We start from the raw sequence: 22,395 nt of genomic DNA, 5'->3' as shown, positions 1-22,395 counted from the left end.
GGCCGGATGGCGGGTGACACGCTCCTGGAGATCCGGGGCCTCAAGACCCACTTCGCCACCGCCGAGGGGCTGGTGAAGGCGGTCGACGGGGTGGATCTGACGGTCCGGCGCGGGCGGACGCTCTGCGTGCTCGGCGAGTCCGGCTGCGGCAAGTCGATCACGGCGCGGTCCGTGCTGCAGATCGTCGACCGTCCGGGCCGGATCGTGGCGGGGCAGATCCTCCTGCACGGGGCGGACGGGACCGCGGTCGACATCGCGGCACTGCCGCCGGCGGGCCGGGAGATCCGGGCGATCCGGGGCGCCCGGATCGCGATGATCTTCCAGGAGCCGATGACGTCACTCTCGCCGGTCCACACGATCGGCAACCAGATCGTCGAGACCATCCTGCTGCACCAGCCGGTCGAGCGGGCGGAAGCGGAGGCTCGGGCGATCGCGATGCTGAAGCGCGTCGGCATCCCGAACGCGGCGGACCGGCTCTCGGCCTATCCGTTCCAGCTCTCCGGCGGCATGCGGCAGCGGGCCATGATCGCGCTGGCGCTGTCCTGCGAGCCGGAGCTCCTGATCGCGGACGAGCCGACGACGGCGCTCGACGTGACCACCCAGGCGACGATCCTCGACCTGATGCGCGACCTGCAGGCCGAGTTCGGCATGGCCATGATGTTCATCACCCACGACCTCGGGGTGGTGGCCGAGATCGCCGACGACGTGGCGGTCATGTATCTCGGCGAGGTGGTCGAGCAGGCGCCGGTGGACGCGCTCTTCCACGCGCCGCGGCACCCCTACACGCGCGCGCTCCTCGGCTCGGTGCCGCGCCTCGGCGGACGGCGGGCGGACGGGCTGCGGGGGCGGCTCGTGTCGATCCGGGGCATGGTCCCGCATCCCTTCGCGCGGCCGGACGGCTGCCCGTTCAACACGCGCTGCGACGTGGTCATCCCCGGGCTGTGCCGGCAGGCGCATCCGGGGCTGACGGCGGTCGGGCCGGAGCATGCGGCGCGGTGCCACCACGTGGCGCGCGAGGAGGGAGGCGTCCATGTCGCCTGACGGCGCCGCGGCGGGTCCGCCGCTCCTCGACGTGCGCGGGCTCAAGGTGCACTTCCCGATCCGGGCCGGCTTCTTCCGGCGGCCGACCGGGACGGTCAAGGCGGTCGACGGGGTCGACCTGCAGGTGCGGGCGGGGGAGACCCTGAGCCTCGTCGGCGAGTCCGGCTGCGGGAAGACGACCACGGGCCGGGCGGTGCTGCGCATCTACGAGCCGACCGAGGGGGCGATCCTGTACCGGTCCGGCAGCGGCGACGCCATCGACATCGCGGGCCTGCCCCGGTCGCGGCTCAAGGACTATCGGCGCGACGTGCGGATGATCTTCCAGGACCCGCACTCCTCGCTGAACCCGCGGCTCACGGTGCTGGAGATCGTCGGCCAGCCGCTCAAGATCCACGGCATCGCCAAGGGGGCGGCGCTGGAGGACCGGGTGGCGGAGCTGCTCAGGAAGGTCGGGCTCCGGCCGGAATACCTGCGGCGCTACCCCCATGCCTTCTCGGGCGGCGAGCGGCAGCGGATCGGCATCGCCCGGGCGCTCGCGCTCTCGCCGCGGCTGGTGGTCGCCGACGAGGCGGTCTCGGCGCTCGACGTGTCCGTCCAGGCGCAGACGCTCAACCTGCTGCAGGACCTGCAGGACGAGTTCCGGCTCACCTACCTCTTCATCGCCCACGACCTGTCGGTGGTCGAGCACATCTCCGACCGGGTCGCGGTCATGTATGTCGGGCGGATCGTCGAGCAGGCGCCGACCGGCGATCTCTTCGCCCGGCCGCGGCACCCCTACACCGAGGCGCTGCTCTCGGCGGTGCCCGTCCCGGACCCGCGGCTCCGGCGCGGGGCCAACCGGATCCGGCTCGCCGGCGAGGTCGCCGACCCGGCGCGGCCGCCGCCGGGCTGCCCCTTCCATCCGCGCTGCCGCTATGCGACCGCGGAATGCGCCGCCGTCGTGCCCCGGCTGGAGGACAAGGGCGGCGGGCACCTGGTCGCCTGCCACCACGCCGACAGGCTCAGCCTGCGGGGCGTCGCATGAGCGCCGGGCCGCACGCCGCTTTCCCTATCAACGCGCCCACCTGCCGGTCGCCCGGCTGGAGGACGGAACCCTCTGGCACTGGTGAGAGGACTTGACCCCATGAAGATCACCGCCATCCGTCCCCTCGTCGCCTGGGTCGGCACCCGCAACCAGCTGATCGTCAAGGTCGAGACTGACGAGGGCATCCACGGCTGGGGCGAATCCGGCCTGTCCGGCCGCGAAAAGGCGGTCGCCGGCGCGGTCGAGCACTATGCGCAGTTCCTGAAGGGGCGGGACCCGATGCGGGCCGGCGCGCTCTGGCAGGAGATGTACCGCTCCCAGTATTTCGAGGGCGGCCGGGTGCTGACCGCGGCCATCTCGGCGATCGATATCGCGCTCCACGACATCAAGGGCAAGGCGCTCGGGGTCCCGGTCTACCAGCTGCTCGGCGGCAAGCAGCGCGACCTGATCCCGACCTTCGCGACGACCTCCGCGTCGCCCGGCCCGGAGATGATCGACCAATGCCGGCTGCTGATCGAGCACGGCTGGACCTGCATCCGCTTCCTGGGGGTGGGGCATGATTCCACGCATCTGTTCGAGCCGCGCGAGTCGATCGGGCCGACCGCGAAGTGGCTGACGCGGGCGCGGGAGGAGCTTGGGCTCGACGTCGTGCTGGGCATCGACTACCACCACCGCCTCTCCGTCGCGGAAGCGGCGAGCTTCTGCCAGAAGATGCCGCCCGCGACCCTCGACTTCCTGGAGGAGCCGATCCGCGACGAGACGCCGGAGGCCTACGAGGCGCTCCGGCGGCTGACCGACGTGCCCTTCGCGATCGGCGAGGAGTTCTCGTCGAAGTGGCAGTTCCTGCCCTACATCGAGCGGGACATCCACCAGTTCAACCGCATCGACCTCTGCAATGTCGGCGGCTTCACGGAGGCCATGAAGGTCGCGGGCTGGAGCGAGGCGCACTATGTCGACCTGATGCCGCACAACCCGCTCGGGCCGATCTGCACGGCCGCGACCGTCCATATGGCGGCGGCGGTCGCCAACTTCTCCTGGCTCGAATGCCGCACGACCCCGACCGAGACCCATCTCGGCTTCGACAGCCGCGAGTTCTTCCCCGTCCAGGTTGAGATGCGGGGGCCGCACTACGTGGTTCCGGACCGCCCCGGCCTCGGCATCGAGGTCGACGAGGAGCGGTTCATGCGCGACGCCTTCCGGTTCTGGGAGGCCCCGCATCTGTTCCGGCGCGACGGCTCCTTCACAAACTGGTAGCCGGCGCGCCGGTCATCGGCCGTGGCCGGAGACCTCCGCGCCGGCATGGCGCGGCATTACGACGAAGCGCAAGGAGGCCAGGATGCCGAGGGCGGCGACCACCAGGAACGCGGCCCGGAAGTCGGCGAGGGTCGCGAGGGTCTCCGTCCCGGTGGCGGCGGGATCGTAGATCTCGGAACTGCGCAAGATTCCGGCGATGCGCACGACGGCGACCGCCAGGGCGATGCCGATCAGCATCGAGAGCTGCTGGAGGATGGCGGCGAGGGTGGAGGCCGCGCTCCGCCGCGGGCCCTCCACATCCGCGAAGGCGAGGGTGTTCAGCGCGGTGAACTGGAGCGAGCGGGTGGCTCCGGCGGCGAACAGGAGCAGGGCCACGAGCCACTGGGGCGTGCCGGCTCCGACGGCGGCGAAGAGGCCGATGGAGATTGCCGACAGGATCCCGTTGACGACCAGGATCGTCCGGAAGCCGAACCAGCGCAGCATCGGGGTGGTGACGCTCTTCATGGCGAGGTTGCCGAGGAAATAGACGAACACCATGGCGCCCGCCTCCACCGCGCCGGCGCCGAAGCCGACCTGGAAGAGGAGAGGCAGGAGGAACGGGGTGGCGTTGATGGCGAGGCGGCAGAAGGTGCCGGCCGTCAACGTGGAGACGGCGAAGGTCTCGACGCGGAAGACCGACAGGTCCAGAAGCGGTTGAGGGGTACGGAGCAGGTGCCGGATCGCCGCCGCGCCGAGAAGCGTGCCGGCCAGCGCCAGCCCGAGGCTGAGGGCCTCCGGTCCGTGGCGGCCGACGAAGAGTTCGAGGCCGACGAGCATCAGGCTCAGCCCGCCGGCCGAGGCGAGGAAGCCGACCGTGTCGAAGCGGCCCACCGGCTCGGGGCGGTCCGCCGGGACGAAGGCGGCGATGAGGCCGATCCCGACGAGGCCGAGGGGAAGGTTGACGAAGAAGTTCCACTGCCAGCCGACGTGAACGGTGATCCAACTGCCGAGCACCGGGCCGATGACGGGCGCGAACAGCGCCGGCCAGGTGATCGTGGCGATCGCATGCACGAGGTCCTGCTTGGCGGCGCTGCGCAGGACGATCAGCCGGCCGACCGGGGCCAGCAGCGCGGCGCCGGCGCCCTGGAGCGCCCGGGCGGCCAGGAATGCGGCGAGACTGTTGGAGAGGCCGCAGGCGACCGAGGCGGCCGTGAAGGCGGCGAGCGCCGCCAGGAAGACGCGCCGCGCCCCGAAGCGGTCGGCCAGCCAGCCGGCCGGCGGCATCAGCACGGCCGCGGTCAGCATGTAGACCGTAAAGCCGCTGCTCATCGCCACGGCATCGGTGCCGAAACTTTCGGCCATCTGCGGAAGCGAGGTCGCGATGATGGTGCCGTCGAGCATCTGGATGAAGAAGGCGACCGCCACCGTCGCGGACACGAGACGCGACCGCTGGGGCAGGGCGAAATCCTCGGCGGGCGCCGTCATGGGCATGATCCGGTCCGGAACGCGACTTTCGGGCGACAGCGGACCGACCGGCGCGCCCGGAATGCATGATACGCGATCCTGCATCGGCGTCGACGAAGCAAATCTGTTGCCAGATCTGCATGGACCGCGGCGCCGGCCGGGCAACAGTCGCGCGGAGTACGATTCCGTTCATCAGTTCAATACCGGACGCAGGGTATCTAGGCTTCGATCTGGGGCCAACTCCGGCCTGCCGGCCGGGCACGAGCAGGACCTTCTCATGCAACCCCTTGCCGAACCGGGCATGCCCCGGCGTGTGATCATGACCGGCGCGACGGGCTATGTCGGTGGCCGCCTGGCCGCGCGTCTGGTCGCGTCGGGCCTGGCGGTCTGCGCCGTGATGCGGGCGGGCTCCGATCCCGCGCGCCTGACGGGGTGCCTTCCCGGCCTCGCCGTGGCGTCGGCCGACACGCCGGCGGCGCTCGCGGAGGCGATTTCCCGATTTCGTCCGGAGGTGCTGCTGCACGTGGCGGCGGCCGGACCGTTCCCGCCCGGACCGGAGAGCGCGCAGCGGATCGTGGAGGCGAACATCGGATTCGCGATCGCGGTCGTCGAGGCGTCGTTGGCGGCCGGCTGCGAGGCCCTGGTCTATACGGGGACGCAGTGGCAGCATCGCACGGGTACGGCGGACTACGCCCCCGTCGACCTCTACGCGGCGTCCAAGCAGGCCTTCCACGACCTCATGCGCGCCTACACGGATCACCGCGGGCTGAAGGCGATCCAACTCGAGCTCTGCGACGTCTACGGCCCTTCCGATCCGCGGCGCCGGATCATCGACCTGCTCATCGAGGCGGCCCTGTCCGGCGGGCCCGTCGACCTGACGGAGGGGACGCAGGAGATCGACCCGGTGCATGTCGACGACGTGGTCAGCGCCTATGTGGCCGCTGCGGCCTCGGCGATCACGTCCGGGACGGCGCCAGCGGCCACCTATTCGGTGTGCGGCGGCCGGCCGATGAGCGTGCGCGCACTCGCCCGACTGGTCGAAGAGGTCACCGGGCGACGAATCGACGCCCGGTGGGGGGCGCGGACCTATGCGCCCGGAAGCCTGGTCAGGCCCTATATCCACGACCGACCCTTGCCGGGCTGGTCGCCGAAGGTGCGTCTGGAGGACGGCATCGCCGGCATGGTCGCCGCAGTGCGGCAGGGGGCCTGGGCCTGAGGAGAGCTGCCCCGCGGCGCGGGCCGGGACGGGCATCCCCAAAAGAAGAAGCCGCCGCGAGCGGGCCGCGGCGGCGTTCGATGCCTCGGACGGACGGCTTCAGGCCTGAACGTCGAACACGATGTACTTTTTGAGATCGGCAAGCCCGGTGATGGTCCAGTCGCCGATGCCCGACAGCACGATCGAGCCGCCGTCGAAGTTGATCTTCATGTCCTTGTTGGTGTCGCCGGCGGTGAAGAGGCCGTACTCCACGGTGAGTTGGCCCGAGGCGACCAACTGGTCGTACTGGTCCGCCGTCATCCCATTGAAGCGAAGATAGTCGCTCATTTCGCGGGTATAGCGGTAGTCGAAGTCGAGGATCGTGTCGTCGCCGTTGGCCAGGTTCGGGTTGGTCGGGTTGTACAACTGCCCGTAGCCGTAGACCGTGGGGGCCGTGGTGCCGCCCTCGGCGCTGGTCTGGCCGCCCAGGACCTTGAAGTTGAAGGCGAAGACGTCGCGGCCTTCGCGACCCATGAGGGCATCGTTGCCGGCGCCGCCGTAGATCGTGTCGACCCCGTTGCCGCCGTCGATGTAGTCGTTGCCGTTGCCGCCGTACACGAGGTCGGCGCCGCCGCCGGCATAAACCGTGTCGTTACCGCCGTTCGCGTAAATGACGTCGGCCCCGGAGGTGCCGTTGATGGTCTCTGAGGCGGTACCGCCTGTTAAAGTCGCCATTCTCAAACCCCGTTGCTGGATCTTATGGAAGCGCCTGAATGACCTCCCCACCCCGTTAAAGCTATATTAAATAAGATTGACCTACGCAACAGGAATTCTGGTCGGCCCCTCATGGTGGAGGGGTTTGCTTTTGCATTGTTAACCTTGATTGACCTTTCGGGACGGGCATGATTTCGGGCTGCTTCTCGCAGGGCTTGGGGACCCCGTGCCCAGTATGCGCCAAATTGTGAACGTATGACTATCTCACCGTGACGGCCCTATTTCGATCTCTCCTCGTAGTAACGTTAGGTCATTCCACCTCGATGCAACTTCAGGCCGCTCCGGGTGGATCGCAAATCCTGAATCCAGTTCGATGACGTGGCGCATGCCGAGACCCAGGACCCTTGTCGCCTGGCCAAATGTTTTCGTCTCCGCTCCATACGATCGCGTCGAACGCAGGGTGTGCTTCAATTACCCGAAAGAGGGCGCGGGAATTCCATTCCGATCCTGTTGCGTTCGTCTTCCGCTGGACAGCACTTCTTTGCAGCCCGGCCCTGCCGTCCATCAGGGTCGGTGTGGTCGGAAGTGCGAAGTCGGGGAATCGACCGGCTCCAGGTACCGCTGCACGGCGGGCCCGGGCGCGGAGGTTCCCGGGGAGGGATTCGGGAGGACGGGTCCGCTCGCGTCGTGACCCGCGGGCAGGCTTCGCGGGGAGCGGGTCAGGGACCGTGGGTGCGCAGGAACAGGCGGGCGGCGCGGGCCGCGCGGGCCTCGATCTCGGCGGGGGCCGGGCGTTCGGCGGCGCCGAGAAGGAGGCGGTGGCGGAGGTTGCCGATGAGGAGCGCGACGAAGTCCTCGGCGGCGGCCATCGGGTCGCCGGGGGCGAGACGGCCGTCCCGCATGAGGCCTTCGATGTAGCGCGCGGCGAGCGCCACGGTCCGGTTCGGGCCCAGTTCGCAGTGGAGCACGGCGAGGTCGGGGAACTGCTCGGCCTGGCTCATGAGCAGGCGGTTCAGGCGGATCGCCTTCTCGGAGACCACATGGCCGAGGGTGACGCGGCCGAAGGCGGCGAGCGCCTCCTCGGGCGGGCGGGCCGGGTCGAGCTCGTCCGCCATGGGGCGCTTCATCCATTCGCCCATGGCGCGGAAGAGCCCCTCTTTGCTGCCGAAGTGGCTGTAGATGGTCTGTTTGGAGACGCCGGCCGTCTGGGCGATGCGGTCGAGGTTCGCGGCGAAGCCGTCGGACAGGAAAACCGCCTCGGCGGCCGCCAGGATCGCGAGACGCTTCGCCTCGCCGCGGCGCCGGTCGGATGCGACCGGGGCGGGCGTCGCCTGTGCGGAGCCCGGGCTCCTGCCGGAGTCCGTCAGGAGGGCGTGCGAGTCTGGGTCGTCGTCTCGCATGCGGTCTTGTGTAATCATACTGGACGGTCTAGTTTTATTTCGAACCCTGGATCCCGGAGTCATATCATGACAGCCGCCCCGAATGCGCCCCTCCCGGTTCCGCTGGCCGGGGCGACTTTCGCCTCCATGCTCGGCCTCGGCATGATGGTGCCGGCCCTGCCGATCCTCACCGGCGGGGAGCCGGTCGCCGCCGCGGGGCTGGTCTCGGCCTTCGGGATCGCCCGAGTGGCGGCCGCGGTGCCGGCCGGCATCCTGGCCGACCGGGCCGGGCTGCGCGCGACGGGCGCGCTGGGCCTCGCGCTCCTGGTCGCCGGCTCGGTGGTCGGGGTCATGCCGCTCGGCTATCCGGGACTGGTCGCGACCACGCTCTTGCAGGGGGCGGGATCGTCCGTCTTCTCGACGGTCGCCATGACGGGGCTCGTGCTGGCGCTCGGCCCCGAGCGCCGCGGCACGGCCATGACCTGGTTCCAGGCCGCCATCCTGCTCGCCTTCTCGATCGGGCCGGTCATCGGCGGGCTGGTCATCGGGCTCCTCGGGCCGCGCTCGCCCTATGCCATCCAGGCCGTGCTCGGGATCCTGGCGGCGCTGGTCCTCCCGACCCTGCCGCTGCGGCCGGTCCAGAGCGGTGCGCCCGCCCGGTCCGCCGGGGCGTCGCCGTCCGGGCGGCTGTGGACGGCGGGCCTCGTCGCGGGGGCCGCCATCGGCTTCTCGGCCTTCCTGGCGCGCACGGTCACGGGCTGGACGCTGGTGCCGGCGGTGGCGGCGAGCCAGCACGCGATGTCGCCCGACCGGCTCGGACTCCTGATCGGCCTCGCCACCCTGGCCAATTTCGTGCTGCTCCCGGCCAACGCGCGCATCGTCGACGGGCTCGGCCCGACCCCCTCCATCGTGGCGACTACCCTGGCGGCGCTGGCGGGCCTCCTGCTCATGGCCATCGTGCCGGCCGAATGGGCGCTCTGGCTCGGCACGACCCTCGTCATGGCGGCCTCGGGCCTGGCGCTCCCGGCCGCGGGCGCGGTCGTGCTCGAGGGCGTCGCGGCGGGCGCGACCGGCCGGACCATGGGCCTCTTCCGCATGGCGGGCGATGTCGGGCTCGCGGTCGGGCCCGTGGTGGTCACCGGCCTGACGCGCGCCTTCTCGCTCGCCACCCCGGCCGGCTTCACGGTGACGGCCGGCATCGTGCTCGGCGCCGGACTGGTGTTCGCGGCGGCCCGGTCCGGGGCGGCGGCGCGCGGGCCCCTGCGGACCTGAGGCCGTCCCCCGCCCCTGTCGCGCGGTCGTGACCGTGGCACCCGCCCGGCCCGTGCTAGGCTGTCGGCCGTTCGGGGGCCAGGACGGGAGAAGGCCATGACGGACAAGGATCGCGTCTTCGCCGGTTCGATCCCGGAGATCTACGACGCCGCGCTCGTGCCGCTCATCTTCGAGGCCTACGCGGCCGACATGGCCCGGCGGGTGGCCGCGCTGGAGCCGGGCGCGGTCCTGGAGATCGCCGCCGGCAGCGGAGCCGTGCCGCGGGCGCTGGCCCCGCTCCTCGGCCCGGATGCCCGCTACATGGTCACCGACCTCAATCCGGCCATGCTCGACCGGGCGCGGGCGCGCCAGCCCGAGGATCCGCGCATCGAGTTCCGGCCGGCGGATGCGATGGGGCTGCCCTTCGGGGACGACCTGTTCGACGTGGTGGCCTGCCAGTTCGGCGCCATGTTCTTTCCCGACCGGCCGGCGGCCTACCGGGAGGTGCGGCGGGTGCTCAAGCCCGGCGGCACCTTTCTCCTGAGCGTCTGGGACCGCATCGGCGAGAACGTCTTCGCCGATGTGGTGACGGCTGCGGTCGGCGAACTCTTCCCCGACGATCCGCCGCTTTTTCTAGCGCGGACGCCGCACGGCTATGGCGATCGGGACCGGATCGCCGCTGACCTGCGGGCGGCGGGCTTCGGCTCCGTCGAGATCGAGACCCGGGCCGAGACGAGCGAGGCGACACAGGCGCGCGACGTCGCCCGGGCCTATTGCGAGGGCACGCCGCTCAGCGCCGAGATCGAGACCCGGGGCCCCGGACGGCTCGGCGAGGCGACCGACCATGCGGCGCGGCGCTTGGCGGAACGGTTCGGGCCGGGGCCCATCAGCGGCAAGATCCAGGCGCAGGTCGCGACGGCCCGGCCCTGACGCCTTCCATGACGTGGGCCGGGCACGGCCGATGCCGCCGGACCACGCGGGGCCGCGCGCGGCTACCGTGCGGGTGCGTGCTATTGCGAAGATCTACGCATATATGAGAATGAATTCGTTCGGCCACCCCGGGGGCCATGGCCCCGTCCGTGGGGCCGGAGGGATATCACATCGCATGCCGGCAGGTATCCACAAGTCCCGGACCGGCATCGCCGGCTTCGACGAACTCACGCTCGGCGGGGTGCCGACCGGCCGCCCCACTCTGGTCTGCGGCTCGGCGGGCTGCGGCAAGACGCTGTTCGCCGCGACGTTCCTGGTCCATGGCGCCCGCGAGTTCAACGAGCCGGGTGTCTTCGTCAGCTTCGAGGAACGGCCGGTCGACATCGTCGACAATGTCGCCTCGCTGGACTTCGGCCTCGATCGGCTGATCGAGGAGGAGAAGGTCCTGATCGAGCACATCGCGGTCGACCCCTCCGAACTCGCCGAGATCGGCGACTACGATCTGGAAGGCCTGTTTCTGCGGCTGGAACTGGCCATCGACACGATCGGGGCGAAGCGCGTGGTCCTCGACACGATCGAGAGCCTGTTCAGCGCCTTCTCGAACCCGGCCATCCTGCGCGCCGAGATCCGACGCCTATTCGACTGGCTGAAGACCCGCGGCCTGACGACGATCATCACGGGCGAGCGCGGCGAGGGGACGCTGACGCGGCAGGGCCTGGAGGAATACGTCTCGGATTGCGTCGTGCTGCTCGACCATAGGGTGGAAAACCAGATCTCGACGCGGCGGCTGCGCATCGTCAAGTACCGCGGGACCAGCCACGGGACCAACGAGTACCCCTTCATCATCGACACCGAAGGGTTCAGCGTGCTGCCGGTGTCGGCCGCCGGGCTCGACCACAAGGTCCACGACGAGCGGATCTCGACAGGCGTCGCGGACCTCGACGCGATGCTGCGCGGCGGCGGGTTCCACCGGGGCTCCAGCGTGCTCCTGTCCGGCGTGGCCGGGTCGGGCAAGTCGTCGCTGGCGGCGAGCTTCGTCGACGCGGCCTGCCGGCGGGGCGAGCGGGCGCTCTACTTCTCCTTCGAGGAATCCTTCTCGCAGGTCGAGCGCAACATGCGGTCGATCGGGATCGACCTCCGTCCCTGGGTGGAGCGGGACCTCCTCAGGTTCGTCGCCACGCGACCGACCTTCTACAGCCTGGAGATGCACCTCGCCGTCGTGCTCCGCGACGTGATCCGCTTCTCGCCCCGGCTCGTCGTCCTCGACCCGATTTCGGCCTTCACGGAGTCGGGCGACCGCACGGAGGTGCAGTCCATGCTCCTGCGGATCGTGGACTTCCTGAAATCCCGGGGCATCACGGCCGTCTTCACCAACCTCATGCAGGGCGGCGACACGCTGATCCGCACGGAGGCGGGCCTCTCCTCGCTGATGGACGCCTGGATCCTGCTGCTGAACCGTGAGCTCAACGGCGAGTTCAACCGCGAACTCTACCTTCTCAAGGCCCGCGGCATGGATCATTCCAACCAGGTTCGCGAGTTCGTCATGAGCGACGAGGGGATCCGGCTCCTGCCGCCGTATGTCGGCGACGGGCGGGCGCTGACGGGTACGTCGCGCCGGATCGAGGAGAATCGGCAACGGCGGGCCGAGGCGGAACGGCGGGCCCTCTCCGCCAAGACGCTCGGCCTCATCGAGCAGCGGCGGCGCAAGGTGCGCGCGCAGATCGAGGCCCTGCAGGCCGAGCTCGACGCGGACGAGATCGAGTTGAATTCGATGCTCGGGCAGGAAGAGGCCTATCTCGCGCAGATCGTCGAGGACGAAGAAGAGATAAGGGCGAGCAGGCGCGGCTGACGATGGAGTCTCTCAGGGTGGTGGACATGGCAACGGATGCGGGCAAGCCGCGGAAACTGGTGCTCTATGTGGCGGGGCAGACGCCCAAGTCTCTCGCCGCGATATCGAATCTCGAAAAGATCTGCGCCGAGCACCTCCCGGGCGACTATGTGGTGGAGGTCATCGACCTGAAGACGAACCCGAAGCTCGCCCGCGAGCACTCGATCGTGGCGATCCCGACGCTCGTCCGCGAACTGCCGGTGCCGATCCGCAAGATCATCGGCGACCTGTCCGACGTCGAGAAGGTGCTGGTGAACCTCCGGGTCGAAGGCAAATGAGCGCCGTCGCGGCCGCGGAGGCCGCCGAACTCGTCTCCGACCTGCGGCGGCGGCTCGAGGAGGCGGAGGATACCCTCCGGGCCATCCGGGAGGGCGAGGTCGACGCGCTCGTGGTCCGCGGCGAGGCCGAAGACAACGTCTACATGATCGGCGACAGCACCGAGGCCTACCGCAACTTCATGGAGGCCATGGTGCCGGGAGCCGCGGCAACGGACGGCGCGGGCCGGATCCTCTACGCCAACTCCGCGCTCTGCGGTCTTCTCCATGCGTCACTGCCGGCGCTGCAGGGGCGGCGTCTCGCGGACCTCTTCGGGCCCGGCGCGGCGCGGGCCGTCGAGGAGGTGGTGATCGGATCGGCGGACGGGCGGGCGAGCGCCCCGGTGACGCTCGGGTCCGGCGAGGAGGAGATCGTCTACCAGGTCGCGGCGACGCCCGTCCGGCTCGGCACCATCATGGGCCGCGCCGTCACGTTTTCGGACCTTACCGAGCGGGTCCGGGCGGAGCGGGCGGAGCGCGCCGAGCGGGCGGCGCTCGCCATCCTGTCCTCCGCCAACGAGGCGGTCATCGTCTGCGACCGGACGGGCGTGATCACCCATGCCAACGCGGCCTCGGCGGAGGCGCTCGGGGCGGATCTCGTCGGTCGGCCCTTCGAGGAGGCGATCCCGCTCGCCTTCGGGGTGTCCGGCGAGGTGCGTTCGGCGCGCGACCTCATCGAGCGGGCGCTCGGCGGCGAGTCCATCCGAGGGTCGGAGGTCTTCGCCCCCGAGGCGCTCGGCCCCAAGGACTTCCTGGTCAGCGCGGCGCCGCTGAGGATCTCGGCCGGCGAGACCGCGGGATGCGTCCTGACGCTCTTCGACCTGTCCCAGCGCAAGGCGGCCGAGAAGCACCAGCAGTTCCTCATGCAGGAGCTGGACCACCGGGTGAAGAACACGCTGGCGATCGTGGTCTCGATCAGCAAGCGCACGGCCTCCAGCAAGGACAACCTGGTCGACTTCCAGGAGGCCTTCACGGCGCGCATCGAGGCGCTCGCGGCGACCCACACGCTGCTCGCCCAGAAGGGCTGGACCAGCCTGTCGCTGCCGGAGATCCTGCGGGCGGAACTGGCGCCCTACGCGGACGAGCGGGCGACCCGGATCGAGGTCGAGGACATCGTGCTGTCCCTGAAGCCGCGGACCGCCATCGCGCTCGGCCTTATCATCCACGAACTGGCCACCAACGCGGTCAAGTACGGGGCGCTCTCCCGGCCGGACGGGCGGGTCGCAATCCGCGAGATCGGCTGGTCGGGCGGGGACGGCGCCTTCGCGATCGAGTGGGTGGAGACCGGCGGGCCGGAGGTGGTGGCGCCCCGCCGTTCCGGCTTCGGCCGAACGGTGATCGCGCGGAGCCTCGGCTATTCGACGGCCGGGCGGACCCAACTCGAGTTCCTGCCCATGGGCGTGCGCTGCCGGATCGACATCCCGGCCGAGGACATCGTGCGCGAAGAGCCGGCGTAGGTCCCGCCGCGTCCGGCCCCGGTCACGAACCGCGCCCTTCGCCGGCCCCGGACGGGGAGGGAAGGCGGACCACGGCCGCGAGGCCGCCCGCGGGGCGGTTGGCGAGGGTCAGGCTGCCGCCATGGGCGCGCACGATGCTGCGCGCGATGGCGAGGCCGAGGCCGATGCCGCCGGTCTCCGGGTTGCGCGAGGCGTCGAGGCGCACGAAGGGCTGGAAGGCGTCCTCGATGCGGTCCTCCGGCAGGCCCGGGCCGTCATCCTCGACCGTGACCGAGACGGCCCCGTCGGGCGCGCGCTCCAGGCGGATGCGGGCGGTCTTGCCGTAGCGCAGGGCATTGTCGACCAGGTTGCGCAGCGCCCGCCTCAGCGCCACCGGCCGGCAGGCGAGCGGCGCGGGGCCGGGCGCGTCGAGGCTCACCGGCGCGCCGGCGAGGCGGAATGGTTCGACGACCTCGGCGAGGAGGCTGGCCATGTCGATCGTCTGGGTCTCCTCGGCGGCGGCCTCGGCGCGCGTGAAGGCGAGGGTCGCCTCGCAGATGGCGGCCAGTTCCTCGATGGTCTTCACGAGGTCGTCGCGGACCGCCTCGTCCTCGACGAACTCCGCCTTGAGGCGCAGGGTCGTCAGCGGGGTCCTGAGGTCGTGGCTGATGCCAGCGAGGAGCCTCAGCCGGTCCTGCAGGAACTGGCCGAGGCGGGCCTGCATGGTGTTGAAGGCCTCGATGGCGGCCTGCACCTCGCGCGGCCCGCGCGGGTCCAGCGGCGCGACGGCCTCGCCGCGGCCGAGCCTGTCGGAGGCGTCCGCGAGGGTCCGGAGCGAGCGGGTCTGCACCGCGACGGCGACGACCACTACCCCGGCCACGGCGAGCGAAGAGAGGACGAAGGACAGGAAGGTGGCCCAGGTCCAGCGCGCGGGCACGTCGACGGTGGTGCGGACGGTCAGGCCCCGGCCGTCGCCGAGCGGCACCGACAGGGCGACGGCGGCGACCCGCGCCCGCCCGGGAACGCCCGGCGGCTCGGCGGGGGGACGTGCGGCGCCGGACGCCTCATCGCCCGGAGGCCGGCGGCGGACGGGGCCGAGGCCCTCGCAGGGGTTGCGGCTCGCCCCCACGGGCTCGATGGAGACCTGCGGGTCGCCGGCGCCGACCCCGTGCAGCATGGCGCCGAGGGTGCGGGCGAGTTCGCTTTCGGCGGCCGACATGGGCTCGCCCGGGGGCGCGGGGCCGGACGTCAGGCGGGCGCAGGACTGGCGCGACCCGAAGGCCTCGGCGAGCGCCTCGCCGTCCGCCGGCGGATAGCGGCGGAGGAGCCGGGCGAGGGCGACCGTCTCGCGGAGCGCCTGGCCGCGGGCGAGTTCGGCGACGAGCACGTCCTGCTGCCCCCACATGGCGAGCGCGAAGGCCGCCTGGGCGGCCGCGAGGGCGACGGTGAGGAGCAGCACCAGCCGGCCGGCGAGGCCGCGCGGCCAGAGGCGCTGCGGGACGGTGCGGGCGGTCACTCCAGCACCTCTACCGGGGCGGCGAACATGTAGCCGTCGCCCCAGACCGTCTTCACCAGGGCGGGATGCTGCGGGTCCTTCTCGATGCGGCGGCGGAGCCGGCTGACCAGGTTGTCGATGCTGCGGTCGAAGACCTGGGCGCTTCGGCCGGCCGTGATATCGAGAAGCTGGTCGCGGGTCAGCACCATGCCGGGCCGGGCCACGAAGGCGTGGAGCAGGCGGAACTCGGCCGTGCCGAGCGGGACGGGCGTTCCCGCCGCGTCGAAGAGGGCGTTGCGGGCGGGGTCGAGGGTGAAGCCCTCGAAGCGGTACTGCCGTCGCTCGGTCTCCGGGGTGGGCTTGGAGGCGGCCTGGGTGCGCCTCAGGATCGCGCGGATGCGGGCGAGGAGTTCGCGCGGGCTGAAGGGCTTCGTCACGTAGTCGTCGGCGCCGAGCTCGAGGCCGACGATGCGGTCGGTCTCCTCGGCCACCGCCGTCAGGAGGACGATCGGCACGTCGCTCGTCTGACGGAGCTGGCGGCAGAGCGACAGGCCGTCCTCGCCGGGCATCATGATGTCGAGCACGATCACGTCGACGGCGCCGGCCCTCAGCACCTGGCGCATCTCCGCGCCGCCCGCGGCGACGCTGACGCGCAGGCCGTTCTTCACGAAGAAGCGGGCGAGGAGCTCGCGGATCTCGCGATGGTCGTCGACAACCAGGACATGGGGGGTGCGCTCCATCGATGCCTCCGGGGACGCGCCGCCGCTCCTCCCGACCGATCCGCCGGGGATTGTCGGATCGGGACGCGGGACGGGAAAGCCTCGGCGCGGTCATCAATTGTAACGAGATGTATCGGGTGCGGCGCCCCTCCGCCGGTCGGTGACAGGCCGATACAAAAGATCGCGGCGGCAGCGTTGAGCCGAGGGGCGGCGGGGGATAGGTCTGGGGCATGACGTCCCGGCCGCAGGGCGGACCGGCCCGGACGAGCCCCCGCAAGGACACGCTCCGGTCCCGTGCCGGGAGGCCGACCTTGGAGACATCGATGAAACCCGTGTTTCTCAGACTGCACCGCTGGATCTCGCTCACCTTCGCGCTGCCTCTCCTCGCCGTCATCCTGACCGGCCTGGTGCTCTCCTTCGAGCCGATCGCGCAGGTCTCGGCGGTGAAGCCGGGGTCGCTCACGCTGCCGGCGGTCGAGGCGCTGCTCGCCAAGGCGGATCCGGAGGGCAAGGCGGGCGGCCTCTCCATCGCGCCGCAGGACGGCACCCTGACGATCGGCGGCGGGCCGGGCGGTCCGGGGCGGAGCTTCGATCTTTCGACCGGGGCGCCGCGCGCCGGCGGGACCTGGGCGGGCGTCTTCAATACGGCGCGCGGCCTGCACGAGCGGCTGATCGGCGACCTCGGCTGGCTGGTCACGGCCTCGACCATCGCGATGCTGGTGATCGTCACGCTCGGCGTGCTGATGGGGCTGCCGCGCCTGCGCAACACGGTGCCGGGCTGGCACAAGGGCACCGCCTGGTTCCTGCTGCCGCTGGTCGTCCTCAGCCCGCTGACCGGCCTGGCGCTCGCCTTCGGGATCACGCTCTCGGCGCCGCTCGCGCCGGCGGGAGGCGGGCCCGTGCCGCTCGTCCAGGCGCTCCGGATGGTGGCGGCCGACCATGACCTCTCGACCCTCAACTCGATCCGCCGCCGCGGCCCGGTCATGATGGCGCGCGTCTGGGAGGGCGGGGAGCTCGCCGCCTACGCGGTGACGAGCAGCGGGCTGGTGCGGCTGCCGCGCAACTGGCCGCGCCTCATCCACGAGGGGAACGGCGCCGGTGTCTGGAGCGGCGGGCTCAACGTGATCACCTCCGTCGCCCTGACGGGCCTGCTCGGCACCGGCGTGTGGATCTGGGCCCGCCGCAGCCTGCGCCGGCGCCCAGGCGCGCTGCAGGCCGCCCGCGCCGCCGGAAACCCTTGAGAGGTGGACGTCCATGCCTCGGGTCCTCGGCCGCGTCCCGACCCCGAACGGCGCCCGCGCCGCGCAGCATCTCTGCCGGCACCGGAGCCACGAGCGGGAGGCCCGTCTTCAGGACGATGGGCGGAGGCGTGAGGGCGGTCAGTTCCCCAGGGCGGCCGCGAGGCGGTCGAGGTTGCTCCGGAGGACGCGCTCCAGGTCGCCGGCCGCGGACGCCGCCGGCGGGGCGGCCTCGAGATCGTCGAGAACGACGAGGCGGGCACCGCCGGCCGCGATGGCCTGGCGGATCGGCGCGGCCGGCTCCCAGTGATGCAGGACGACCCGCAGGTCGCGCTCCTTCAGGAAGGCCGCAAGGCCGTCGAGATCCGCCTTCGTCCAGCGGACGTCGTCCTCCAGCAGGTAGCCCTCGACGTCGAGGCCGAACTCGTTGGTCAGGTAGACGAAGCGGTCCGTGAGGGCGAGGACGCGGGGGTCCGGCAGGGCGGCGAAGCGGGCTTCGTACTCGGCCTTGAGGGCCTGGAGACGCTGGACGAAGGCGGCGCGGTTCGCCTCGATGGCGGCGGCGTCGGCCGGGGCGAGCCGCCTCATGTCGCCGGCCACGATCTCGGCCATGCGGATGCAATTGGCGAGGCTGAACCAGACCTGCGGGGCCGGTCCGGCCGCCGGCGGATCGCGCCGCCAGGGCATGCTGGACGACGGGCGGGCGACCACGGCGACGCTGAGGCCCGGGCCGTCCAGCGCGCGCGCGGCATCGATCCGCACCACCCGGATGTTGCGCGCCCGTGCCTCGCGGTAGAGAGGGTCCTCGGGCCATACGGAGTCCACCGTCACCACGGCGGCGGCGGCCGCCAGGCGGCGGTCGCGCGCCGGGTCGGGGCGGGCAAGCGTCCGGGCCAGGCGCGCCATGCCGGGCAGCGGTTCGGCGGCCGGCTCGACGGTGAGGCCCGTGCCGGCGGCGAGCGCGGCGGCGACGCCCTGGATCGGCCTGATGCCGGCGAGCACGGTCTCGCCCGCGCGCGCCGTGCCGGGGAGGAGCAGGGCGGCGAGGAGCGCGACCCCGAGCGTCGCGCGGCGCGGGCTCATCCCGAGACCCTCGCGCCGCGGTAGAGGCCGAGCGAGTTCCGGAGGACCGCCGTCACCAGGAAGAAGGCGGCCGCGACCAGGATGATGGCGCCGCCGGAGGGCACCGGGATGTTGTACTGCATGGGGGCCACGATGCCGATCAGGCAGGCGGAGGTGGAGAAGAGCACCGACCATCCCACGAAGCCGGCGAGCGAGCGGCTGATGTTGCGCGCGGCCGCGGCGGGAACGATCAGCAGGGCCTCGACCAGGATGGCGCCGACGATCTTCACGCAGGCGACCGTCACGATGGTGATGAGGAGCACGAAGCCGTACTCGAGGGTTCTCACCCAGGTCCCGCGCACCTCCGCGAGGCTCGGGCTGAAGCTCGCCAGCAGCATGCCGTTGTAGGCCGGAGCCCCGAGCAGGACCGTGACGAGGGCGACCGCCAGGAGGATGTTCAGGTCCGCGTAGTTCACCGTCAGGATTGAGCCGAACATGATGTTCTCGAGGACATGCGTGTTCATGCGTGCCGAAACGAAGAGGAGCAGCGAGGCCCCGACCGCCAGCGAGATGGACAGGAACACCCCGATCAGGACGTCGCTCGTCAGGCTGGTGCGGGTCTGGGTGTAGCGGAGCACGAGCCCGAACATGATGCAAAACGAGAACATGGAGATGTAGGGCGAAGTATTTGATTCGCCGATCAGAACGCCGATGCTCACGCCGGTCAGCGCGGCGTTGCCGATGGCCTGGCTGAAGAAGGCCATGCGCTTGACCACCACCATGGTGCCGAGGACGCCGAGCAGGGGGCCGATGACCAGGGCGGCCAGGATCGCGTTGGCGACGAATTGGAGGAAGACCGCGTTCGGCAGGATCCCGAGCTTGGCGAGGGCCTCGAGGCCGGCCCGGAGCGCATCGTAGGCCGGGGTCATGCGACTTCTCCCGCGAGGGTGCCGAGGACGCGTGCGGCCGGTCCCGTCGCGACGACGCGGCCGCGGATGTGGGTCACGGTGTCGGCGATGCGGCGCACCTGCTCCCAATCGTGGTCGACCCAGACGACCGTCGTGCCCTGCTGGCGCAGATCCGCCACGATGGCTTCGACCAGCCGGGCGCCGGCGTCGTCCATGTTCGAGGTCGGCTCGTCCATGACGAGGAGGTCGGGCGCGGGCACGAGCGCCTGGGCGAAGAGGAGCCGCTGACGCTCGCCGCCGGACAGGAAGCCGAAGAGCTGGCGCTCCTTGCCGGCGAGGCCGAGCCGGGCGAGGGCGGCATCCTGGGCGGCGCGCAGCCGGCCGGAGCGACCCAGGAAGGCCGGCCTCCGCTGGTTCATCAGGGCCATGACGTCGCTCACCGTCAGCGGCAGCGAGCGGTCGAGGTCCAGGGATTGGGGCGCGTAGCCGATGGTGAATTCGGACGATCCGTCGAAGGCGATGGTGCCCGTGTAGGGGACCTGGCCGAGGATCGCGCGCACCAGCGTGGTCTTGCCGCCGCCGTTCGGGCCGACGATGCAGTGGACCGTGCCGGGCGCGACCGAGAGGGACACGCCGGCAAGCTGTTCGAGCCCCCCCAGCCGGACCGTCAGGTCGCGGATCATGACCGCCGGGCCGCGGCTCACGACGCCACCGCCCGGATCGCGCGCTCGACCGTGGCGAGGTTCTCCGCCATCTCGACCTCGAACTTGTCGGCCGTGAAGGGGCCGTCGGTGATGTGGGACAGGGTGAAGACCTTCACGCCGGTCTCGCGCTGGACGGTCTCGGCCAGGGCGCTCTCGCCGAAGTATTTTTCGGCGAACAGCACGTTGACGTCCGCCGCGCGGATGTCGGCGAGGGTCTGGGCGAACTGGCGGGCGGTCGGGTTGACGCCGTGGCGCGGCTCGACCACTGCAGCGATCCTGAGGCCGAGTTCCTGGAAGAGGTAGTCGTAGCCGGCGTGCATGGTCGCGGCGCGGAAGCCGGCCTTGGAGAGGCCCGCCGCGCGCTGCATGAAGTCGGCCCTGAGCTTGCGGATCCTGGCCGCGTAGTCGCGCGCGGCCGACCGGTAGCGGGCCGCCGCGCCGGTGTCGATCTCGCCGAGGCGGCGGGCGATCTCGTAGACCTGCTGGATCGCCGCGGTGGTGGAGATGAAGGTGTGCGGGTTGACCACCTTCTCGGGCCCGGTATCGCCGCCGATCGGGATGAGGGCCACGGAGGCATTCGCCCAGACGAGCGGCAGGCTGTCCTTGCGCCCGGCCGCCTCGACGATCTTGAAGACCCATTCGTCGTGGCCGATGCCGTTCACGACCAGGACGTCGAGCGACATGGTGCGCTTGATGTCCTCCGGCTGCGGCTGGTAGCCGTGCGGGTTGGCCTCGGCGGGGACGATCGGGACGATGTCGGCTCCGTCGCCCACCACGTTCGCCACGAAGGAATAGTAGGGGTGGAGCGTGATGCCGATCTTGAGGCGGCGAGGCTCGGCGTGGGCGGGCGCGGGCATACCGGCGGCGGCGAGGATCGCGAGGCGGATCATATCGCGGCGGGAGAGGGACGGCATCGCTCAGTGGCCCTTCTGGTGCTGCGCCTCGTCGGCGCCGCTGTAGGCGACGACCTGGCGCCAGCCGCCCTTGGCCAGCGCCTCCGCCCGGACGGACTCCGGCACGCCGATCCCGGCCTCGGCATGGACCCAGATCTCGGTCTGGTTGGTGTAGGCGGCGCCGATGTGGCGGTGGCGGAAGACGAGGAGGTAGGCCGACTGGCCTGCCGCCGTGCCGCCCCTGCCGAGATAGCTCGTGTCGCCGCCTCGGTTGAAGTCGGCGGCGTCGAGCTGGGTCCAGACGACCCGGCCGTGCTCCTCCCAGAACTCGTCCTTGGTGAAGGGCGGGATCTGCAGCTTGTCGAGTTCCTCGGGCTTCGCCCAGTCGCCGAAGTCGTAGTTGAGCGATCCGATCTCCTCGGCGGCGACGGAGAGCGCCGAATGGATGGCCTGGTCGTCGGGGCCGAGGCCCGTCAGCGCACTCACCTGCCAGCCGAGCAGCGGCTGGTGCCGGTCGCCGCCCGTTCCGGCCACCCATGCGAAGGCCGCGGTCGCCGCGACCGAGAGCACCAGGGCGACCGCGACCAGGACGGTCTCCAGCCTGTCGGCGCGGCGGGCATTCGGGGCGAAGGTGGTCGCCATGTCACTTCACGTCCGCGGCCTGGATCCACAGGACGGCGTCCTGCGACAGCTTCTTGCCCTTGTGGGTGGTGGTCGGTCCGACCGCCAGGGCCGCGATGCCCCACCAGCCGGCCCGCGTGATCCCGACCGTGAAGGTGCCGCTCGCGTCGGAGCGGAGACTGACGGTCTCGAAGGCGGGGTGCGGGATCCTGACCTTCGGGTCGCCCGCCCAACCCCGGCCCGCGGCGTCGACGTCGCGGTTCAGGTACTGGACTTCGATCTCCGCGAAGGGGACCGGGTTGCCGTTGGCGAGCACCACGCCCCGGAACACGCCGCCGGTCCAGACCGCATAGGGCTTGTCGAGCGGGCGGATCTCGGCCGGCAGCTTCAGCGGCTTGTCCCAGTTGCCCGGCACGCCGCCGACGTTGACGACCGTCTTGGTGAACTGCTGGATGTACTTGTCCTCGGTCGCCTCGTAGTAGGGCTGCGGCTCGACGACGAGGACATAGTCGCCCATGGAGCGCGTCTCGGTCTTCGGCAGCGTCGCCTTGAAGGCGGCGGCCGGCTTCTCGTCGGTGCCCACGAACTCCGTCGGCTCCAGGTACTTGAGGAGGTCGATCTTCTCCTCCTTGGCGGCGGCCCCGCGCTGGCGGAGCATGTAGAAGGCCGCCGGCTTGTCCAGCGTCATCATCGGTGCGCCCGGGAACGGGTGCGCGAAGGCGAGCACCAGGTCCACGGAGCCGCCGGGCATGCGCGCGGCGCTGTCGACATGGAGCATGAGGAAATGCGCGGAGGCCGGCGCCGCTCCGGCAAGCCCCAGCGCGGCGGCGAGAACGACCCCCTTCCATCGTCCCATGACGTCCCCTCCCGTCCTTTCGGCCGCGCT

21 protein-coding genes are annotated in these 22,395 nt (G+C 71.3%); 10 read left to right on the top strand and 11 right to left on the bottom strand.

From position 1 onward, the window contains the following. The first annotated feature begins 6 nt into the window (after positions 1-6). The 3 genes from WBG79_RS20170 to WBG79_RS20160 all read left to right on the top strand — a co-directional run bounded on the left by WBG79_RS20170 (position 7) and on the right by WBG79_RS20160 (position 3,319). The gene (locus WBG79_RS20170) at positions 7-1,041 is read left to right on the top strand and encodes an ABC transporter ATP-binding protein (RefSeq protein ID WP_337359019.1); all 1,035 of its coding nucleotides are present in this window, start codon (positions 7-9) and stop codon (positions 1,039-1,041) included. Next, positions 1,031-2,065: an ABC transporter ATP-binding protein gene (locus WBG79_RS20165; RefSeq protein WP_337359018.1), complete on the top strand. Its 1,035-nt coding sequence runs from the start codon at positions 1,031-1,033 to the stop codon at positions 2,063-2,065. Before WBG79_RS20170 ends, WBG79_RS20165 begins: the two co-directional genes overlap by 11 nt. A 99-nt stretch (positions 2,066-2,164) precedes the next feature. Beyond that, entirely contained in the window at positions 2,165-3,319 is a 1,155-nt protein-coding gene (locus WBG79_RS20160; protein ID WP_337359017.1) for a mandelate racemase/muconate lactonizing enzyme family protein, read from the top strand. A 12-nt stretch (positions 3,320-3,331) separates the two neighbouring features. Here WBG79_RS20160 and WBG79_RS20155 read toward each other — a convergent pair whose 3' ends face one another. Continuing rightward, complete coding sequence (locus WBG79_RS20155; RefSeq protein ID WP_337359016.1) at positions 3,332-4,783, bottom strand: MFS transporter; 1,452 nt, start codon at positions 4,781-4,783, stop codon at positions 3,332-3,334. A gap of 280 nt (positions 4,784-5,063) precedes the next feature. Between WBG79_RS20155 and WBG79_RS20150 the strand changes: the two genes are divergently transcribed. After that, positions 5,064-5,978, top strand: coding sequence for an NAD-dependent epimerase/dehydratase family protein (locus WBG79_RS20150; protein WP_337359015.1), 915 nt, complete (start codon positions 5,064-5,066; stop codon positions 5,976-5,978). A gap of 99 nt (positions 5,979-6,077) precedes the next feature. Here WBG79_RS20150 and WBG79_RS20145 read toward each other — a convergent pair whose 3' ends face one another. Next, positions 6,078-6,692 carry a calcium-binding protein gene (locus WBG79_RS20145; RefSeq protein ID WP_337359014.1) on the bottom strand — a complete coding sequence of 205 codons (615 nt, stop codon included), beginning with the start codon at positions 6,690-6,692 and terminating at the stop codon, positions 6,078-6,080. A gap of 698 nt (positions 6,693-7,390) precedes the next feature. After that, the gene (locus WBG79_RS20140) at positions 7,391-8,071 is read right to left on the bottom strand and encodes a TetR/AcrR family transcriptional regulator (RefSeq protein WP_337359013.1); all 681 of its coding nucleotides are present in this window, start codon (positions 8,069-8,071) and stop codon (positions 7,391-7,393) included. Positions 8,072-8,137: 66 nt separating this feature from the next. On the opposite strand from WBG79_RS20140, the gene WBG79_RS20135 reads away from it, so the two are divergent. From WBG79_RS20135 to WBG79_RS20115, 5 genes are all read left to right on the top strand, one after another. Continuing rightward, positions 8,138-9,322 carry an MFS transporter gene (locus tag WBG79_RS20135; protein ID WP_337359012.1) on the top strand — a complete coding sequence of 395 codons (1,185 nt, stop codon included), beginning with the start codon at positions 8,138-8,140 and terminating at the stop codon, positions 9,320-9,322. A gap of 96 nt (positions 9,323-9,418) precedes the next feature. Beyond that, positions 9,419-10,231, top strand: a complete 813-nt coding sequence (locus tag WBG79_RS20130; protein WP_337359011.1) for a class I SAM-dependent methyltransferase — start codon at positions 9,419-9,421, stop codon at positions 10,229-10,231. A 175-nt stretch (positions 10,232-10,406) separates the two neighbouring features. Further along, positions 10,407-12,080, top strand: coding sequence for a circadian clock protein KaiC (gene kaiC, locus WBG79_RS20125; protein ID WP_337359010.1), 1,674 nt, complete (start codon positions 10,407-10,409; stop codon positions 12,078-12,080). 2 nt (positions 12,081-12,082) lie between these two features. Then, positions 12,083-12,397 (top strand): circadian clock KaiB family protein, encoded by a 315-nt coding sequence (locus tag WBG79_RS20120; protein WP_337359009.1) that lies wholly within the window; start codon positions 12,083-12,085, stop codon positions 12,395-12,397. Further along, positions 12,394-13,890: an HWE histidine kinase domain-containing protein gene (locus WBG79_RS20115; RefSeq protein ID WP_337359008.1), complete on the top strand. Its 1,497-nt coding sequence runs from the start codon at positions 12,394-12,396 to the stop codon at positions 13,888-13,890. The genes WBG79_RS20120 and WBG79_RS20115 overlap by 4 nt, the downstream gene beginning before the upstream one ends. A gap of 22 nt (positions 13,891-13,912) precedes the next feature. Here the strand turns inward: WBG79_RS20115 and WBG79_RS20110 are convergent, their stop codons facing one another. Together WBG79_RS20110 and WBG79_RS20105 are read right to left on the bottom strand one after the other, a co-directional pair. Beyond that, entirely contained in the window at positions 13,913-15,385 is a 1,473-nt protein-coding gene (locus WBG79_RS20110) for an ATP-binding protein (RefSeq protein WP_337359007.1), read from the bottom strand. Continuing rightward, positions 15,382-16,104 (bottom strand): response regulator, encoded by a 723-nt coding sequence (locus WBG79_RS20105; protein WP_337359006.1) that lies wholly within the window; start codon positions 16,102-16,104, stop codon positions 15,382-15,384. The genes WBG79_RS20110 and WBG79_RS20105 overlap by 4 nt, the downstream gene beginning before the upstream one ends. A 302-nt stretch (positions 16,105-16,406) precedes the next feature. Between WBG79_RS20105 and WBG79_RS20100 the strand changes: the two genes are divergently transcribed. After that, positions 16,407-17,324, top strand: coding sequence for a PepSY-associated TM helix domain-containing protein (locus tag WBG79_RS20100; RefSeq protein ID WP_337359005.1), 918 nt, complete (start codon positions 16,407-16,409; stop codon positions 17,322-17,324). A gap of 138 nt (positions 17,325-17,462) precedes the next feature. On the opposite strand, the gene WBG79_RS20095 is transcribed toward WBG79_RS20100, so the two are convergent. The 6 genes from WBG79_RS20095 to WBG79_RS20070 are packed head-to-tail and all read right to left on the bottom strand — an operon-like array spanning position 17,463 to position 22,365. After that, the gene (locus tag WBG79_RS20095; protein ID WP_337359004.1) at positions 17,463-18,404 is read right to left on the bottom strand and encodes a metal ABC transporter solute-binding protein, Zn/Mn family; all 942 of its coding nucleotides are present in this window, start codon (positions 18,402-18,404) and stop codon (positions 17,463-17,465) included. Further along, positions 18,401-19,312, bottom strand: a complete 912-nt coding sequence (locus tag WBG79_RS20090; protein ID WP_337359003.1) for a metal ABC transporter permease — start codon at positions 19,310-19,312, stop codon at positions 18,401-18,403. Before WBG79_RS20090 ends, WBG79_RS20095 begins: the two co-directional genes overlap by 4 nt. Then, a complete protein-coding gene (locus WBG79_RS20085; RefSeq protein WP_337359002.1) occupies positions 19,309-19,995 on the bottom strand; it encodes a metal ABC transporter ATP-binding protein in 687 nt (228 codons plus the stop codon). The genes WBG79_RS20090 and WBG79_RS20085 overlap by 4 nt, the downstream gene beginning before the upstream one ends. Next, positions 19,992-20,909: a metal ABC transporter solute-binding protein, Zn/Mn family gene (locus tag WBG79_RS20080; RefSeq protein WP_337359001.1), complete on the bottom strand. Its 918-nt coding sequence runs from the start codon at positions 20,907-20,909 to the stop codon at positions 19,992-19,994. Before WBG79_RS20080 ends, WBG79_RS20085 begins: the two co-directional genes overlap by 4 nt. A gap of 3 nt (positions 20,910-20,912) precedes the next feature. After that, complete coding sequence (locus WBG79_RS20075) at positions 20,913-21,530, bottom strand: DUF6162 family protein (RefSeq protein WP_337359000.1); 618 nt, start codon at positions 21,528-21,530, stop codon at positions 20,913-20,915. Between the two features lies 1 nt (position 21,531). Then, positions 21,532-22,365 carry a DUF4198 domain-containing protein gene (locus tag WBG79_RS20070; RefSeq protein ID WP_337358999.1) on the bottom strand — a complete coding sequence of 278 codons (834 nt, stop codon included), beginning with the start codon at positions 22,363-22,365 and terminating at the stop codon, positions 21,532-21,534. Positions 22,366-22,395 lie beyond the last annotated feature (30 nt).

The organism is Prosthecomicrobium sp. N25 (genome assembly GCF_037203705.1).
Taxonomy (GTDB): Bacteria; Pseudomonadota; Alphaproteobacteria; order Rhizobiales; family Ancalomicrobiaceae; genus Prosthecodimorpha.
This window is presented reverse-complemented; position numbering and strand designations above follow the sequence as displayed.

Excerpts from the sequence above, each read along its gene's own strand:
- WBG79_RS20120 (WP_337359009.1), top strand. The coding sequence starts at position 12,083 with ATGGAGTCTCTCAGGGTGGTGGACATGGCAACGGATGCGGGCAAGCCG.
- WBG79_RS20165 (WP_337359018.1), top strand. The coding sequence starts at position 1,031 with ATGTCGCCTGACGGCGCCGCGGCGGGTCCGCCGCTCCTCGACGTGCGC.
- WBG79_RS20105 (WP_337359006.1), bottom strand. The coding sequence starts at position 16,104 with ATGGAGCGCACCCCCCATGTCCTGGTTGTCGACGACCATCGCGAGATC.
- WBG79_RS20145 (WP_337359014.1), bottom strand. The coding sequence starts at position 6,692 with ATGGCGACTTTAACAGGCGGTACCGCCTCAGAGACCATCAACGGCACC.
- WBG79_RS20070 (WP_337358999.1), bottom strand. The coding sequence starts at position 22,365 with ATGGGACGATGGAAGGGGGTCGTTCTCGCCGCCGCGCTGGGGCTTGCC.
- WBG79_RS20090 (WP_337359003.1), bottom strand. The coding sequence starts at position 19,312 with ATGACCCCGGCCTACGATGCGCTCCGGGCCGGCCTCGAGGCCCTCGCC.
- WBG79_RS20130 (WP_337359011.1), top strand. The coding sequence starts at position 9,419 with ATGACGGACAAGGATCGCGTCTTCGCCGGTTCGATCCCGGAGATCTAC.
- kaiC (WP_337359010.1), top strand. The coding sequence starts at position 10,407 with ATGCCGGCAGGTATCCACAAGTCCCGGACCGGCATCGCCGGCTTCGAC.
- WBG79_RS20095 (WP_337359004.1), bottom strand. The coding sequence starts at position 18,404 with ATGAGCCCGCGCCGCGCGACGCTCGGGGTCGCGCTCCTCGCCGCCCTG.
- WBG79_RS20080 (WP_337359001.1), bottom strand. The coding sequence starts at position 20,909 with ATGCCGTCCCTCTCCCGCCGCGATATGATCCGCCTCGCGATCCTCGCC.
- WBG79_RS20160 (WP_337359017.1), top strand. The coding sequence starts at position 2,165 with ATGAAGATCACCGCCATCCGTCCCCTCGTCGCCTGGGTCGGCACCCGC.
- WBG79_RS20140 (WP_337359013.1), bottom strand. The coding sequence starts at position 8,071 with ATGCGAGACGACGACCCAGACTCGCACGCCCTCCTGACGGACTCCGGC.
- WBG79_RS20100 (WP_337359005.1), top strand. The coding sequence starts at position 16,407 with ATGAAACCCGTGTTTCTCAGACTGCACCGCTGGATCTCGCTCACCTTC.
- WBG79_RS20170 (WP_337359019.1), top strand. The coding sequence starts at position 7 with ATGGCGGGTGACACGCTCCTGGAGATCCGGGGCCTCAAGACCCACTTC.
- WBG79_RS20155 (WP_337359016.1), bottom strand. The coding sequence starts at position 4,783 with ATGACGGCGCCCGCCGAGGATTTCGCCCTGCCCCAGCGGTCGCGTCTC.
- WBG79_RS20135 (WP_337359012.1), top strand. The coding sequence starts at position 8,138 with ATGACAGCCGCCCCGAATGCGCCCCTCCCGGTTCCGCTGGCCGGGGCG.
- WBG79_RS20075 (WP_337359000.1), bottom strand. The coding sequence starts at position 21,530 with ATGGCGACCACCTTCGCCCCGAATGCCCGCCGCGCCGACAGGCTGGAG.
- WBG79_RS20150 (WP_337359015.1), top strand. The coding sequence starts at position 5,064 with ATGCCCCGGCGTGTGATCATGACCGGCGCGACGGGCTATGTCGGTGGC.
- WBG79_RS20115 (WP_337359008.1), top strand. The coding sequence starts at position 12,394 with ATGAGCGCCGTCGCGGCCGCGGAGGCCGCCGAACTCGTCTCCGACCTG.